A 14991-nucleotide genomic window follows, 5' to 3' on the forward strand; every position below is an offset into this window, starting at 1 on the left:
TGAAACGAAGTCTTGGCGCAGGCACGGCGGCATATACCGGTACATATAAAAGGGTTATTCGACCGATATGAATTACACCGCTGTACTTGTCGACAGGGAAATATTCAAGATCGGCAAACTTTAACTTTCGGTCCTTATCAGCAGGGTGGCGCAAAAATTACAAATCTGTAATCAAGGTTTACGGCCCGGGCTTCTGTATTAATATCCCAACAACAAAGCCAAGGCCCACGGCGCTTTCACGCTCAAAAAGAGATGCTTCAAAAACAATTTAACAACTTACCAACGACAACTTACCCATAACTTAAACAATAACTTTCCAGTGTTTGTCGACTACCAATTTCAATTGCAGAGAACTTCCTCAACATGCGTATCCTGGTTATCGAAGACGAACTCAAGACTGCCGACTATCTGCAACAGGGATTGACGGAAAGTGGTTATGTGGTGGATTGCGCCAACAGTGGCGCCGATGGGCTGTACCTGAGTCGCCAACATGCCTACGACCTGGTGATCCTCGACGTCAACCTGCCGCAGATCGATGGCTGGGGCGTGCTCGGCCAGATCCGCCAATACAGCAATACCCGAGTCATGATGCTCACGGCCCAAGGCCGGCTGGCAGACAAGATCAGGGGGCTGGACCTGGGGGCCGACGACTACCTGGTCAAACCGTTCGCTTTTCCCGAGTTGCTGGCCAGGGTCCGGACCCTGATGCGCCGCAGCGAGCAGTCGCCAGTGCCAGATGTGCTGCGGGTCGCCGACCTGGAGCTGGACCAGGGCCGGCACCGGGCCTTTCGCGGCAAGCAGCGCATCGACCTGACCACCAAGGAATTCGCCCTGCTGCACCTGCTGATGCGCCAGAGCGGCGTGGTGCTGTCACGGACCCAGATCATTTCCTTTGTCTGGGACATGAACTTCGACTGCGACACCAATGTGGTGGAAGTGTCGATCCGCCGCTTGCGGGCCAAGATCGACGATCCCTTCGAGCGCAAGCTGATCCATACCTTGCGCGGGGTCGGCTACGTGCTCGAGGAGCGTGACTGAACAACAGCCCACCGGTGCTCAGTGATCGTGTTCCTGTTCATGGAATCCGGCCTGTTCCACCTGCAAGGTAACGTGGGCAATTGCGAAGCGCTCCTGTACCAGCTCGGTGACCTGGGCCAGGATCACCTGCTCATCGCAGCTGTCCAGCTGCGCTACGAGATGGGCACTGAGTACATTCTTGCCACTGGTCAGGGCCCAGATGTGCAGGTCATGCACCTCGCTGACCCCTGGCACGCCACGGATGCCCTGCTCCACCTGGTCGATATCGACTCCGTCCGGCACGCCCTGCAGCAGTACGTTGGTACTCTCCTTGAGCAGGGTCCAGGTCCGTGGCAGCACCCACAGGCCAATGGCCGCCGCCACCAGTGAATCGACCCAACCCCAGCCGGTGAACATGATCACCAACGCCGCGAGGATCACCCCGAGCGAGCCGAGCATGTCGCTCCACACCTCCAGGTAGGCCCCCTTGACGTTGAGGCTCTCGCTGCTGCCGGAAGCCAGGAGGCCCATGGAGATCAGGTTGACGATCAAGCCCAGCACCGCGATCACCAGCATTCCCGTGGACTGGATCTCCGGGGGCGCCTGCAGGCGTTGCCAGGCCTCGAACAGGATGTAGAAGGCCACCACGAACAGCAGCAGGGCATTGAATGCCGCGGCAAGGATCTCGAAACGGGCATAGCCGAAGGTGCGCTTGCGATCCGCCGGACGCTTGGCGACCTGGATCGCCACCAGGGAAATCGCCAGGGCCAGGGTATCGGTGAGCATGTGCGCAGCATCCGACAACAGCGCCAGGCTGCCGGTGACGAAGGCACCGATGACCTCGGCGATCATGAAACTGCCGGTCAGCCCCAGGGCCATCCACAATTTGCGTTCGTGTCCGGCCCGTACCTGCCCGTGACTGTGTCCTGCGCCCATGGAGCCTCCTGCGCTGTAGTGGAAAACCTCGGCCTGATGATAGTCCGGTTGAGCGCCGGGCAGGCTCACCCGGGCGAATTGTCATCGGGCTGTTATCTGCCGGTTATCCAGCGTGCCCTGGAGCCACTTGCGGCCCGCGCGCTCATGTCGCTTTTGTGCCGGCCGCGGCCCTGTAGAATGCCCGCTTCATTCTTCGTCCAAGGGATCGCCATGCTTCGCCAGCCCCGGATCTTCGCTCTGGCCACCGCCCTGCTGCTCGGTGCCGGCAGCGCTTGGCTGCCAGCGCAAGCCGCCGCGTTGGACTGCGCGCACATCGAATACAGCCAGCAGGTCGATCGCTGTGCCCAGCAAGACAAGGAGCGGGCCGACAGCGCCCTCAACCAGAGCTACCAGGCGCTGCTGGAGCGGGCGCACCAGAGCTATCCCGGCAACCTGCTCCAGGAGCAGGAGTACCTGGGCAAGCTGAAGAACGCCCAGCGCGCCTGGATCAAGTACCGCGACAGCACCTGCGTGCTGGAGGCGGTCGACGTGGAGCCGGGCAAACCGGCCCACGCCACCTTGATCAACCGCTGCGTGACCCGCCTGAGCAACGAGCGCAGCCACTACCTGGACCAGTTGCTGGTCGACTGAGGCCAGGCCGCCACCTCAACAGCAGCCGGCTTCCTGGACCTGGGACCGACGGGCCTCCCCGACCCGGGTACCGAAATACCCGGCACTGGCGGCCCCGATCACCCCCATCGCCGCACAGAACATCACGCAGATCCAGGGGCTCCAGGGCATCAGGGCGATCAGCAGCAACGGCGTGGTGCTGGCCCAGAGGGCATAGGCGATGTTGTAGGTGAAGGAAATCCCCGATACCCGGATCCGCGCCGGAAACAACCCGACCATCACCGACGGCACCGCACCGACCACCCCGCAGCCCAGCCCGGCGACGGCATAGGCCAGGCCGACCCAGTCGCCGCCACTGATCAGGCAGCCATAGAGCACGGCAATGCCCATGGGCAGCAGCAGGCTGTAGAGCATCACCGTACGCCAGGCGCCCAGGCGGTCGACCAGTAGCCCGGCCAGGACACAGCCCAGGTTGAGGAAAACAATACCCAGGCTGCTCAGGGCGAAGGTATGGCCGGCACTCATGCCAAAGCTCTTTTGCATCATGGTTGGGGTAATGACCACGAACACCACCACCGCCGAGGTCAGCACGCAGGTGAGGATCAGCGCCGGCAGGATCGCCAGCCGATGGTCGCGCAACACGGTGCGCAGCGGCAGCTCGCCGGCGCTTTCACGTTGCTGCTGCAGGGCCATGAACACCGGGGTCTCGCTCAGCCAGCGACGCAACCAGACACCGATCACGCCGAAGACCCCACCCAGCAGGAACGGATAGCGCCAGGCGTGATCGAGGATTTCCTCGGGGCTGAAGACCTGCGCCAGCAAGGTGGCAGTCAAGGCACCCAGCAGGTAGCCGAAGGTCAGCCCGGCCTGGAGAAAGCCCAGGGCATAACCGCGATGAGCGCGGGGGGCGTGCTCGGCCACGAACACCCAGGCGCTGGGCACCTCGCCCCCCACGGCTGCGCCCTGCAACACCCGCAGGGCCAAGAGCAGCAAGGGCGCGAAGTAACCGATCTGGGCATAGGTGGGCATGCTGCCAATCAGCAGGCAGGGCAGCGCCATCATCAGGATGCTCAGGCTGAACACCCTCTTGCGCCCCAGCCGGTCGGCGAAATGGGCCATGAGGATGCCGCCCAGGGGGCGGGCCAGGTAACCGGTGACAAAGATGCCGAAGCTCTGCAACAGGCGCAGCCACTCGGGCATTTCCGGAGGAAAGAACAGTTGGCTCAGGGTCAGGGCGAAAAATACGAAGATGATGAAGTCGTAGATTTCCAGGGCACCGCCCAGGGCGGCCAGGCCCAGGGTCTTGTAGTCCGCGCGGGAGAAACGGGCCGGCGACGATTCGGTGGCAAGGGTCATAGGGGCAACTCAGCTGGCAGGGCAAGACAAAGGCGCCCATGGTCTACGCAAAAGATCCGCGGAACAACCCGTTCCCCTCCCGGGCCCTTTGGCCGGCTCAACCGCCCTTCGCCATGGCGATGGCGGCCTGGATGGCCGCACGGGCCTGGGGGCTGTTCTTCCAGCAGCTCGACCCCACCAGGGCCGAGGCCTGGGTGACAATGTCCAGGGCATCGGCAGCAGCCAGTTGCGCCAGGGAAACGATGCCCAACTGCTCCAGCCGACCGACGACGGTAGGCCCGACACCCTTGACCTTGAGCAGTGCAGCGCGTTCTTCAGGGGAAAATGACATAGCGGTTCAGTCCTTTGCAGTCCGTGGCAATTGCCGCATTCTTGCACAGTTCTCGACCGCTCCTGTCCGGGGCGGCCGACCTCCTTATAAACATAAGAAATCCGAGGTACTTTCGTGGCCGCCGATATTCAAGATAGCCGCTCTGCCCGCTTCGCCCTGGGCTGCTCCAACTGGGCCGAACGCTGGTTTCCCGATTCCTGGGTGTTCGCCGCGCTGGCGGTGATCATCGTCGCCCTGGCCACCCTGGCCATGGGCGCCAAGCCCACCGATACCGCCATGGCCTTCGGCGATGGCTTCTGGAGCCTGATTCCCTTCACCATGCAAATGGCCTTCGTGGTCATTGGCGGTTATGTGGTAGCCAGCTCGCCACCGGCGGTGAAGCTGATCGACAAGCTGGCGCATGTTCCAGGCAACGGGCGCTCCGCAGTGGCCTGGGTAGCGCTGATCTCGATGCTGGCGTCGCTGCTCAACTGGGGCCTGTCGCTGGTGTTCGGCGGCCTGCTGGTCCGGGCCCTGGCAAGGCGCACCGAACTGCGCATGGACTACCGCGCCGCCGGAGCGGCCGCCTACCTGGGCCTGGGTGCGGTCTGGGCTCTGGGCCTGTCGTCCTCGGCGGCGCAATTGCAAGCCAACCCTGGCAGCCTGCCCCCCTCGATCCTGGCCATCACGGGCGTGATTCCCTTCACCCAGACCATCTTTCTCTGGCAGTCGGGAGTCTTGCTGCTGGCCCTGATCGTGGTCTCGCTGGTGGTTGCCTACGCCACTGCCCCGGGCCCCAACAGTGCCCGGGATGCCCAGGCCTGTGGCGTCGATCCGGGCTTCAGCATGCCCAAGCCACAGCCCCGCAGCCGACCAGGCGAGTGGCTGGAGTACAGCCCGTTGCTGACCATTGTCCTGGCGCTGCTGGCTGCCGGCTGGCTGTATCACGAGTTCGCCACCAAACCTGCGATCACGGCCATTTCCGGGCTCAACACCTACAATTTCCTGTTCCTGATGGCCGGGGCCCTGTTGCACTGGCGCCCGCGCAGCTTCCTGGACGCCGTGGCCCGGGCCGTGCCGACCACCACCGGAGTGCTGATCCAGTTCCCGCTGTACGGTTCCATCGCAGCCCTGATGACCGTGGTCAAGGGCGTGGACGGCCAGACCCTGGCCCACCATATCTCGACCTTCTTCGTGCAGATCGCCTCCCACGATACCTATGCCCTGCTGATGGGCCTGTACTCGGCGGTACTGGGCTTCTTCATCCCCTCCGGCGGCGGCAAGTGGATCATCGAGGCGCCCTACGTGATGCAAGTGGCCAATGACCTGCAATACCACCTGGGCTGGGCGGTGCAGATCTACAACGCCGCCGAGGCCCTGCCGAACCTGATCAACCCCTTCTACATGCTGCCGCTGCTGGGAGTCCTGGGCTTGAAGGCACGGGACCTGATCGGTTTTTCCTTCGTCCAGTTGCTGGTGCATGCCCCCCTGGTGCTGGTACTGCTCTGGGCCCTGGGCAGCACCCTGGCCTATCTGCCACCGATGACGCCCTGAGGCACAGGCCCAGTTGTCCACGGGGCGCCGCTTGCAGTGGCGGCCTGTGGATAACCTGCGCTAAGGCCCGGGCTTGAGACTTTTCTCGGCTGGCCATGCTGTTCCAGGAAAGTATTCCTGTAGTCTTTGCGTCACATTCGGTTGTTACCGTGCGACCGAAATACTTTGTAACTATTTCTAAGAGAGACGAGCAAGGAGCCTCCATGAGCGACGATACCGACCTGCGTGACACGCCAGAGCCTGCCACCGACCAACCCACAGACACCAGCCGCCGCCGCTTCCTAGGCGGCGTCGCGGTTCTGGGGGTCGGTGCCACCCTGAGTGCCTGCGGCAAGGCCGGCGAGCCCGGGAACAAACCGGACGAGCGCCCACTGTCTCCCGTTGAGCTGGACAAGGCCCTGCGCGAGCAAGTGAAGAACGTGGTAGTGGTCTTCGCCGAGAACCGCAGCTTCAATAACCTGTTCGCCAACTTCCCGGGTGTGGAACAACCGCTGTCGGCGCTCAAGCCCGAGGCCTACCAGCAACGTGACCGTGATGGCAGCCTGCTGAGTAAATTGCCGCCGATCTGGGGCGGTATCTTGCAGGTGGGTCCGCAAACAGTGGATGGCGTTACCTACCCGGTGGAAACCCAGTTCCAGGAAAACCTGCCCAACGCGCCGTTCGCCCTCAAGGGCCCCAATGGCGAAGACCTGCCCCTGGGCCTGGTGACTCGCGACCTGTGGCACGTGTTCTACCAGAACCAGATGCAGATCAACGGTGGCAAGAACGATGGTTTCGTGGCCTGGGCCGATTCCGGGGCCCTGACCATGGGCCACTATGCCCAGACTCGCTACTCCCTGCGCCTGTGGGACGTGGCCCGGGAATTCGTGCTCTGCGACAACTTCTTCCAGGGCGCCTTTGGCGGCTCGTTCCTCAACCACCAGTACCTGATCAGCGCCAAGGTGCCGTTCTACCCGGACGCTGCCAATTCGGTGGCCAAGTCGCAGATTGCCTCCGTACAAGGCGATGACCCCAAGGGCACTCGCCTCAAGCCCCTGGAGAAATCCCCGGCCAGTGCCATGGACGGTGCGCCGCAATTCGGACCCAGCGCACTCACTCCGGATGGCTACGCGGTCAATACCATGGCCCCACCCTACTGGCCGACCTGGATCCGCGACCCTGAACGCCCGGACTACGCCAAGCCCGACCTGCCCAGCGTGCTGGTACCCCAGACCCACGAGCATATCGGCGACAAGCTGTCGAAGAAGAATGTCGACTGGGCCTGGTACGGCGGCGCCTGGCAGGCCACCATCGACCAGTTCAAGGACTCCAGCGGGATTCCCAAGATCCCCAACTTCCAGTACCACCACCAGCCGTTCAACTACTTCCTGCGCCAGGGGCCGGAGAACCCCGGCGAACGGGCCAAGCGCCTGCGTGACGGTGGCCTGGGCGATGAGGCGAGCACCAACAAGTTCTTCGCCGACGCCGAGGCCGGCAAGCTGCCGGCAGTGACCTTCTACAAACCCCAGGGCAACCTCAACCTGCACGCCGGTTATGCCGATGTCGCCGCCGGCGACCGACATATCGACCGGGCGCTGAAAGTGCTGCGCGGGAGCCCGCAGTGGAAAAACATGGTGGTGATCGTCACCGTCGACGAGAACGGCGGCTGGTGGGACCACGTGGCACCGCCCCAGGGCGACCGCTGGGGCCCGGGTACCCGGATTCCGGCGCTGGTGGTATCGCCGTTCGCCCGCAAGGGCACAGTGGACCACACGGTCTACGACACCGCCTCGATCCTGCGCCTGATCACCCGGGTCTTCCAGCTGGAAACCCTGGATGGCATCAAGGAACGTGACGACGCCATGATCGCCCGTGGCCAGAAGCCCATGGGCGACCTGACCAACGCCCTGCACTTCAAGGCCTGACCAGGCCAGGCTGGCGCTCCGCTCGGAAGCGCCAGCCTGGAGCCCCCAGGTTGTGCGCCCTGCACAACCTGGCGGACTCGACAGTCTTTAGCGCCGACCTTTAGCGCCAATAATAGCCATGTGACATCATTCGCTTTACCCCTTCCCCTGCCGGGTAATATCCTGCGCGCCACTTATCTGTTTCACACGTTTTGCGCCAACAAGGGAGTGCGTCGTCATGATCGTAGGCATCGACCTGGGAACCACCAACAGCCTGGTCGCGGTCTGGCGCGAAACATCCAGCGAGCTGGTGCCCAACGCCCTGGGCCAGTTACTGACACCCAGCGTGGTCGGCCTGGACGACGAAGGCCGGGTCCTGGTGGGACAAGCCGCCAGGGAACGCCTGCATACCCACCCGCACCTGACCACGGCCCTGTTCAAGCGCTACATGGGTAGCGCCACCGAAGTGCGCCTGGGCGAGCGCTCATGGCGGCCGGAAGAACTGTCTGCGCTGGTCCTCAAGAGCCTCAAGGAGGATGTCGAACGCGCCTATGGCGAGCCAGTGGTCGAAGCCGTGATCAGCGTTCCGGCCTACTTCAGCGATGCCCAGCGCAAGGCCACGCGAATCGCTGGCGAACTGGCAGGGCTAAAGGTGGAGAAACTGATCAACGAACCCACCGCCGCCGCCCTGGCCTACGGCCTGCACCAGCGTGACAAGGAAACCTCGTTCCTGGTCTTCGACCTGGGCGGCGGCACGTTCGACGTTTCGATCCTGGAGCTGTTCGATGGCGTCATGGAAGTGCGCGCCAGCGCCGGGGACAACTTCCTTGGCGGCGAAGATTTCGACAGCCTGCTGCTGGAGCATTTTCTCGAACAGCACGCCCAGGCCCCGGGCTTTCCCGAACGCCACGAGGTACTCCAGCCCTTGCGTCGCGAGGCTGAGCGAGTCCGCCGCGCCCTGGGCCAGGACAGCAGCGCCGAATTCACCTTGCGCCTGGATGGTCGAGAGTGGAGCCAGGTCATCACCCAGGCGCAGTTGGCGCAACTCTATGCACCGCTGCTGGAACGCCTGCGAGCGCCTATCGAGCGGGCCCTGCGCGATGCCCGGATCCGCGTCAGCGACCTGGATGAGATCCTGCTGGTGGGCGGCGCGACCCGCATGCCGCTGGTGCGCAAGCTGGCCGCCGGGCTATTCGGCCGCTTTCCCTCGATCACCCTCGACCCGGACCAGGTCGTCGCCCAGGGCGCCGCGGTGCAGGCTGCGCTCAAGGCGCGTGCAGCGGCGCTCGAAGAAGTGGTGCTGACCGACGTCTGCTCCTACACCCTGGGCATCGAGACCTCCCAGCAATACGGCAAGCAGATCGAGACCGGGCACTACTTGCCGATCATCGAGCGCAACAGCGTGGTGCCGGTCAGCCGGGTCAAGACCGTGCATACCCTGCACGACAACCAGGAACAGGTGCTGCTGAAGATCTTCCAGGGCGAAAGCCGCCTGGTCCGCGACAACGTCGCCCTGGGCCAGCTGGAAATGAATGTGCCCAAGCGCCCGGCGGGGGAAGTGTCGCTGGACGTACGCTTCACCTATGACATCAACGGCTTGCTGGAGGCCCAGGTCACCATTCCCCTGACCGGGGAAAGTCATTGCCTGGTGATCGAGAACAACCCCGGGGTGCTGAGCCCGGAAGAAATCCAGGAGCGCTTGCAGGCCCTGGCGCAATTGAAAATCCATCCCCGGGATCAACAGGTCAACACCCTGCTCAGTGCCCGCCTGGAACGCCTCTACCAGGAAAGCCTGGGGGATCTGCGCGAGCAGATCGGTTACTGGGCCGGGCAGTTCCAGCAAGTGCTGGAGACCCAGGATGAACGCCGGATTCGTGAGGTGCGCAGCCAGCTCAACGAACAATTGCAACGCCTGGAACACGGCCACTGGCACTGAGGGAGCCGCGACATGGACTGTTGGTCGCTACTGCAACTGCCGGAAGACGCCGATGAGCGCACGATCAAGCGCAGCTATGCCCGGTGTCTCAAGACCCTGCGCCCGGAGGAGGATGCCGAGGGCTTCCAGCGCCTGCGTGAAGCCTACGAACAAGCCCGCTCCCACGCTCGCCAGCGCCAGGAGCCAGCCGCTGGCATACAGGCGCCTTCGCCATTGCTGGCCGTCCAGGCCGAACCGCAGAACCTGCGGGAATGGTCACGGCTGCTGGACATCGACTCCCCAGCTCCCGAAGCCAGGACAGTCGATCAGCCCCAGCGCCGGCTGCTGCAGGGCCTGACGCCGGAGAACCTCACGCAGCGCTGGCAGCAAGCCCGGCGTTCAGATTGTGCGCCAGGCTTCGAGGCCGACCTGTTGCAGCATTGCTTCGAGCGCCCCCAGGTCCGTGTCGCCATCGCCTCGTGGGCCGTGGAACACCTGCAATGGCTGACACCCTGGCAGCAGGTACCGATGAGCGCCGGGCAACAGCAAACCCTGGCGCAGACCCTGCTGCAGCACTACTGCAAGAGCCTGCAAGCCCACCTGGAGGTCGAGGACGACCGGGCCTTCCTCCAGCAACTGGCCGCCTATGACAAAGAACCCTGGCTGCAGGTGTTCGATCAGCGCCAGAGGTGGCAAAGCCAGGTACTGCAATTGCTCAACGACCACTCGTGGAGCCTGGCGCTACTGGAACAGGTATGCCAACTGTTGCACTGGGACGACAAGAACGGCGTGCATCCGGAACCCGCCGAAGCCTGGGAAAGCCTGATGCAGCGCCGCCAGCAGGAGAATTTCTATCGGCTCCAGCAGCTCAAGAGCGAAGATGAACGAATCTGGGAGCCCGATATCCTCGCGGCCCACCTGCTGCTCAAGCCCATGAGCGCCAGGCAGCAACAACAGCTCTTGCGCAACACCGACCAGCATCATTGGCAAGCCTTCCACCGCCTCGCGCAAATGCTCTCGCTGCGCTACCCGGCGCTGCTCGAACGGCTGCCGCAACCGGACGTGTACTACTGGCTGCGCTACCTGCAACGCCCCGTCGCCGAGCAGTCATGGACCAGGCTCTGGGCCGGCACCAGCTTGGCACTGGCCTTGTATTTCCTCGGGCAGAACCATTACTCGCCGGGCTTTAGCATCATGCTCGCGGCGGCGCTGGGCTGGGTTCCGGTCTGGATCGGCTTGCTGTTCATGAGCCGCTGGATACGCCTGGCTCCCCATGTGATCGTGCAGGACCTGTGGCTCAGCGAGCGCTGGATTCCAAAGGCCTTAGACCCCGAGGGCAAGTGGCTGGTGCTGCGTCACGGCCTTCCCCAACTGGCGCTCCTTGCCCTGTTCGGTGCGATCCAGGGCACGCTGGGCCTACTCACCTACCTGGGCATGATCCTGCTCAATCTGCTGCAGTCCCAGCGAGTGGGCCGTATCGACCCGCAACTGAGCGCCAGCCATCCATGGCTGACGGCCTTGCATTGGGCGCACTGGAGCCCGCTGCAGATGGTCTTCCTGCCGCTGATGGTCCTGCTCTGCGTGTTTTGCCATTTGTACTATCCTGGCTTTCCGCTGACCTCGCTGTATCCGCCCTGAGCGATCGGCTGCGCTTGAAGGCAGGGAACTTCGCGACCTCTGCAACCTGTTTTGCCCCTTTTGGGGGTTCACGCTGAAAAGGATCTGAGCATGTTCAAGACTGCAGGACTGGCCCTCGCCCTGGCCACTACCGCCCTCTGCGCCACGGCCCAGGCCGATGTCACAGTCGACCTGGGCAGCCCCCAGCGAGTCACTCGGCTGTTCGCCTACCCCAACAACTGCAACGTCATCTGCTATCGCAACTGGAGCCTGGAGCAGACGGTGGCCCACTACCTGACCCAAAGCGTGCAGCGCGACGGGTATGCCGGCGCCAAGGTCAGCGTCAAGACCGAGGGCGACAAGGTGCTGGCCTCCATCACCGGCGTTCCGGCCGGCTATGACAAACCCCTGAGCGCCCTGCTGGATGCCGGGGACCTGGCGTACAAGGGCGCCAGCCAGCTCAACAGCGATGGTCACTGGAACTACAGCTGGTATCTGTTCCTGCCCCTGGGCATGGCCCTGGAGAATCGCAAGAGCGTAGAGCTGCTGCATTTCCCACCGGACTATTCGCTGACCCGCTACCAGGACTACCTGGAGTCGGCCACGACCGATCGCTGGGCCACCCTGCTCACCGCCAATGGCATCGCCAGTACGCAGACCCCGGCCTACCAGACCATCGTCGACATCGCACCGATCGCCGCTCCATCCAACGCAGGCAAGGACCTGGAAGGCGTCTACAGCTACTTCAACAGCTACCAGACCACCATGGTCAAGCAGGTCAGCCAGGGTGCCAAAGGCGTGGCCTTGCCGATGGTGGCCTTCGGCGCGCCGGTACGCAGCTGGCTCAAGCAACAGTACGGGGTCACGGTCAATGTGCTGGGCCTGGCACAGATCAGCCCCAGCGAGGGCCTCAAGGTGCCGGTGCTGGGCTCCAACCACCCCAGCTACATCTGGTACGCGGCGGACCCGGCCAACTACGACAATGACCAGGCCAAGGCCGATGCCGCCGGCTTGAAGGTCATGGGGCAGGATTTGAGTGCGGCCTGCTGGCAGGCTGGCATGGGCAGCAAGCCCGGGAGCGACGCCAAGGTACTGCTCGACCGCTGCACCCAGACCTGGCAAGTCACGCAGAAGGTGCAGACTTGCGAGATGTTCTACACCTCGGTGCGCAAGCTGGACGAGCAGCAGGCCGCGGCCAAATGCAGCAGCGCGCCGGTCAAGCTCCAGCTCGACCAGCTCAAGGCCCCGGCGCCGGCGCCGAGCACCGAGGTGCCACACCTGTAAAGCCTCTGTAGCGCTGCAGCGGCTATCGCCTGCAGCGCTACACGGTGGAGGGCCTAGACTGCGCCCACCGGGCGCAGGCGGTACTGCGGCGGCAACTGCTCGGAGCCACTGATGGTGGTGTTCAGGCTCTTCCAGCGACCATCCTTGATGCCATAGATGCAGCCGTGGATCGACAGGCTCTGACCGCGGTGCCAGGCGTTCTGCACGATGCTGGTGTGGCCGACGTTGGCCACTTGCTGGATCACGTTCAATTCACACAGGCGATCGACCCGCTCCTCCTCCGTGGCCAGTTGTCCCAGCGCCTCGCGATGCTCGTAGTACAGGTCGCGGATCGACCGCAGCCAGCCATCGATCAGGCCCAGCTGGCGATCCTGCATCGAAGCCCGCACGCCACCGCAACCGTAGTGGCCGGTGACCAGGATGTGCTTGACCTTGAGAACGTCTACCGCGTACTGGATCACCGACAGGCAATTGAGGTCGGTGTGCAGTACCACGTTGGCCACATTGCGGTGTACGAACAGGTCGCCTGGCAACATGCCGACGATCTCGTTGGCAGGCACTCGCGCGTCCGAACAGCCGATCCACAGGTACTCCGGCGTCTGCTGGCGAGCGAGCTTGGAGAAGAAATCCGGATCCTGCTGCTTGATCGCTTCGGCCCAACGCTCGTTGTTATCAATCAGGTCTTGTAGTTCGTTCATGCTGTGAAGCCTCAGGAATGATGCGCAGGTTTGACAGACGACCATCGGTCGGGGTCACGCGGGAGACTCAGATACCGTTCATCCCAGGAGGGGGAATCTTCACCGATGGGGCCGGGTCTACCGCCTTGTCCGCCCCTGAGCATGAGTAGTCGCCATGACTGAATCACGACGCCCCTACAGGGCTGTACAGCCCGCTCCCATCGATGATGACCAGGACCGCATGGGCTCCATGGAGGAACTGCACTTCAATAACCTGGCTCCCGGCAGCGGCCGTGGCCACACCATTACCGAAGACGGCTCTACCGATGACGACCTCAGCCCGGAGATCCTGATCCCCGAGGATGGCGCCCGTTCCGCTTGGGAACAGGGAGCCAACAAACCGGCCGACTGGGACCTGAGTATCGTCGATGAAAGGGATATCGGGGGTGGCGTCGGTCTGGATGAAGCCGAACTGGCCAGGCGCACGCCACTGGACGGCAAGTCCTGAATCGAACATGGCCTGCCGCCAGCCGACCGGGACTCAGTCCACCAGGGTGCAGGCCATGACCAGGGCGTCTTCGCGCCCACCTACCGCGGGGTAGTAGTCGCGGCGACGCCCGACTTCATTGAAGCCATAACGTTCATAGAGCCGATAGGCGGTCTGGTTACTGGAGCGCACTTCCAGGAAGCATTCCCGGGCGTCCTTCTGGTAGGCGCGCTTCATCAGTGCCTCCAGCAGGTGCAGGCCCAGGCCACGGCCCTGGTTTTCCGGCTTGACGGTGATGTTCAGCAGGTGGGCCTCGTCGATGATCACCTGGATCACCCCGTGCCCCACTTGCTGGCTGCCTTCGAACATCAGCCAGACTTCATAGGATTTGAAGGCATCCATGAAGATGCCGCGGGTCCAGGGGTGGCTGAACGCGGCATATTCGATCTTCAGGATGGCATCCAGGTCCGCCTCGGTGGCCAGGCGGAAGGTCAACGCGTCACTCATCGCTACTCTTACTCATCATTGCTTTTCCAGCGCGCCATCAACCGGCGCATGGCTTGCCAGACATCGGCCTTGCGCTGTGGCTCTTCCATCAACAACTCCAGCCCGGGCAAGGCCCAGGCCGAACCCAGGCCTTCGACCTCCAGTTCGCGGTTGTAGGCCTGGGCATCGGCCTCGCCGGCAAAACGTATGGCCGGCAGGCCTACCAGCCACAGGCAGGCACAGGGTTGTTCTTCGATCCGCATGCCGACAAAGGCCTGGACGAAATCTCGTGCGGCCTCGGGGCCCTGGTCCAGGTTGCCCCGGGTCAGGCGCGGCCAGCTCACCGGCTCGGCGAGGATTTGCGGGCTGTCCGGCAGGCCGGCGGCGCGCAGCATGTCCTTGAGCAGCAGGTAGGCTGGGTCGCGGCTCTGGAACGCCTCGCCGGTGGGCAATTCCACCAGCAACAGGCAACGTCCGGCCCGCAGCAGTTGCAGGGCGAAGCGCGGCGGTGGCACCACCGGCGCCTTGACCACCGGGGCGGCTTCCTCGTCCTCGACCACGGGCTTGGCGGCCGGGCGGGCAGAGGCCGCAGCCGGGCGCGGCACTTCGATCTTCGGCCGCTCGACACTGCGCACCACCGGGGCCGCTGCGGCCCGGGCCTCGGCGACGGGCGCAGGCGGCGCCTCCACCACCGGCTCCGGCAAAACCAGCAGTTCGGGGCGCGAGGGGGCGGCAAAGGGCAATTCGCTGCGCGGCAACCAACTGACCACCTGCATGGCGGACAGATAAGCGCGACGACGGGACTCGATAAGCAAGGGTCGGCCACTTGTGGATAACTGAGGTGGGGGATTCTACCGTCC

At 63.7% G+C, this 14991-nt stretch carries 14 protein-coding genes; 8 read left to right on the forward strand and 6 right to left on the reverse strand.

Annotation, left to right across the window (positions count from 1 at the left end; translation table 11 throughout):
- Positions 1-363 precede the first annotated feature (363 nt).
- Positions 364-1038, forward strand: a complete 675-nt coding sequence (locus I9018_RS27390) for a heavy metal response regulator transcription factor (protein ID WP_068580328.1) — start codon at positions 364-366, stop codon at positions 1036-1038.
- Positions 1039-1056: 18 nt separating this feature from the next.
- On the opposite strand, the gene I9018_RS27395 is transcribed toward I9018_RS27390, so the two are convergent.
- Complete coding sequence (locus tag I9018_RS27395; protein WP_124347391.1) at positions 1057-1953, reverse strand: cation diffusion facilitator family transporter; 897 nt, start codon at positions 1951-1953, stop codon at positions 1057-1059.
- Between the two features lie 210 nt (positions 1954-2163).
- Between I9018_RS27395 and I9018_RS27400 the strand changes: the two genes are divergently transcribed.
- On the forward strand, positions 2164-2583 hold the full coding sequence (locus tag I9018_RS27400) for a lysozyme inhibitor LprI family protein (protein ID WP_068580323.1): 420 nt from the start codon (positions 2164-2166) through the stop codon (positions 2581-2583).
- Between the two features lie 15 nt (positions 2584-2598).
- Here I9018_RS27400 and I9018_RS27405 read toward each other — a convergent pair whose 3' ends face one another.
- The gene (locus I9018_RS27405) at positions 2599-3918 is read right to left on the reverse strand and encodes an MFS transporter (RefSeq protein ID WP_124347390.1); all 1320 of its coding nucleotides are present in this window, start codon (positions 3916-3918) and stop codon (positions 2599-2601) included.
- 97 nt (positions 3919-4015) lie between these two features.
- Complete coding sequence (locus I9018_RS27410) at positions 4016-4249, reverse strand: helix-hairpin-helix domain-containing protein (protein ID WP_241108014.1); 234 nt, start codon at positions 4247-4249, stop codon at positions 4016-4018.
- Between the two features lie 114 nt (positions 4250-4363).
- On the opposite strand from I9018_RS27410, the gene I9018_RS27415 reads away from it, so the two are divergent.
- The 5 genes from I9018_RS27415 (at position 4364) to I9018_RS27435 (ending at position 12481) form a co-directional block, all read left to right on the forward strand.
- On the forward strand, positions 4364-5782 hold the full coding sequence (locus tag I9018_RS27415) for a TIGR00366 family protein (protein WP_068580317.1): 1419 nt from the start codon (positions 4364-4366) through the stop codon (positions 5780-5782).
- A 203-nt stretch (positions 5783-5985) separates the two neighbouring features.
- On the forward strand, positions 5986-7686 hold the full coding sequence (locus tag I9018_RS27420; protein WP_241108015.1) for an acid phosphatase: 1701 nt from the start codon (positions 5986-5988) through the stop codon (positions 7684-7686).
- 217 nt (positions 7687-7903) lie between these two features.
- Positions 7904-9601, forward strand: coding sequence for a molecular chaperone HscC (locus I9018_RS27425; protein WP_124347389.1), 1698 nt, complete (start codon positions 7904-7906; stop codon positions 9599-9601).
- A gap of 12 nt (positions 9602-9613) precedes the next feature.
- Positions 9614-11218 carry a J domain-containing protein gene (locus I9018_RS27430; RefSeq protein WP_241108016.1) on the forward strand — a complete coding sequence of 535 codons (1605 nt, stop codon included), beginning with the start codon at positions 9614-9616 and terminating at the stop codon, positions 11216-11218.
- A gap of 90 nt (positions 11219-11308) precedes the next feature.
- Entirely contained in the window at positions 11309-12481 is a 1173-nt protein-coding gene (locus I9018_RS27435) for a hypothetical protein (RefSeq protein WP_124347387.1), read from the forward strand.
- A 53-nt stretch (positions 12482-12534) separates the two neighbouring features.
- Here I9018_RS27435 and can read toward each other — a convergent pair whose 3' ends face one another.
- On the reverse strand, positions 12535-13179 hold the full coding sequence (can, locus tag I9018_RS27440; protein WP_068580308.1) for a carbonate dehydratase: 645 nt from the start codon (positions 13177-13179) through the stop codon (positions 12535-12537).
- Positions 13180-13333: 154 nt separating this feature from the next.
- On the opposite strand from can, the gene I9018_RS27445 reads away from it, so the two are divergent.
- Positions 13334-13666, forward strand: a complete 333-nt coding sequence (locus tag I9018_RS27445) for a serine kinase/phosphatase (protein WP_241108017.1) — start codon at positions 13334-13336, stop codon at positions 13664-13666.
- A gap of 33 nt (positions 13667-13699) precedes the next feature.
- On the opposite strand, the gene rimI is transcribed toward I9018_RS27445, so the two are convergent.
- Together rimI and I9018_RS27455 are read right to left on the reverse strand one after the other, a co-directional pair.
- The gene (gene rimI, locus I9018_RS27450) at positions 13700-14152 is read right to left on the reverse strand and encodes a ribosomal protein S18-alanine N-acetyltransferase (protein WP_053132139.1); all 453 of its coding nucleotides are present in this window, start codon (positions 14150-14152) and stop codon (positions 13700-13702) included.
- Between the two features lie 8 nt (positions 14153-14160).
- Positions 14161-14946 carry an energy transducer TonB gene (locus I9018_RS27455; protein WP_241108018.1) on the reverse strand — a complete coding sequence of 262 codons (786 nt, stop codon included), beginning with the start codon at positions 14944-14946 and terminating at the stop codon, positions 14161-14163.
- Between the last annotated feature and the right edge of the window lie 45 nt (positions 14947-14991).

The sequence above is a fragment of the Pseudomonas sp. MPFS genome, from assembly GCF_022537035.1.
GTDB classification, from domain to species: domain Bacteria; phylum Pseudomonadota; class Gammaproteobacteria; order Pseudomonadales; family Pseudomonadaceae; genus Aquipseudomonas; species Aquipseudomonas sessilinigenes.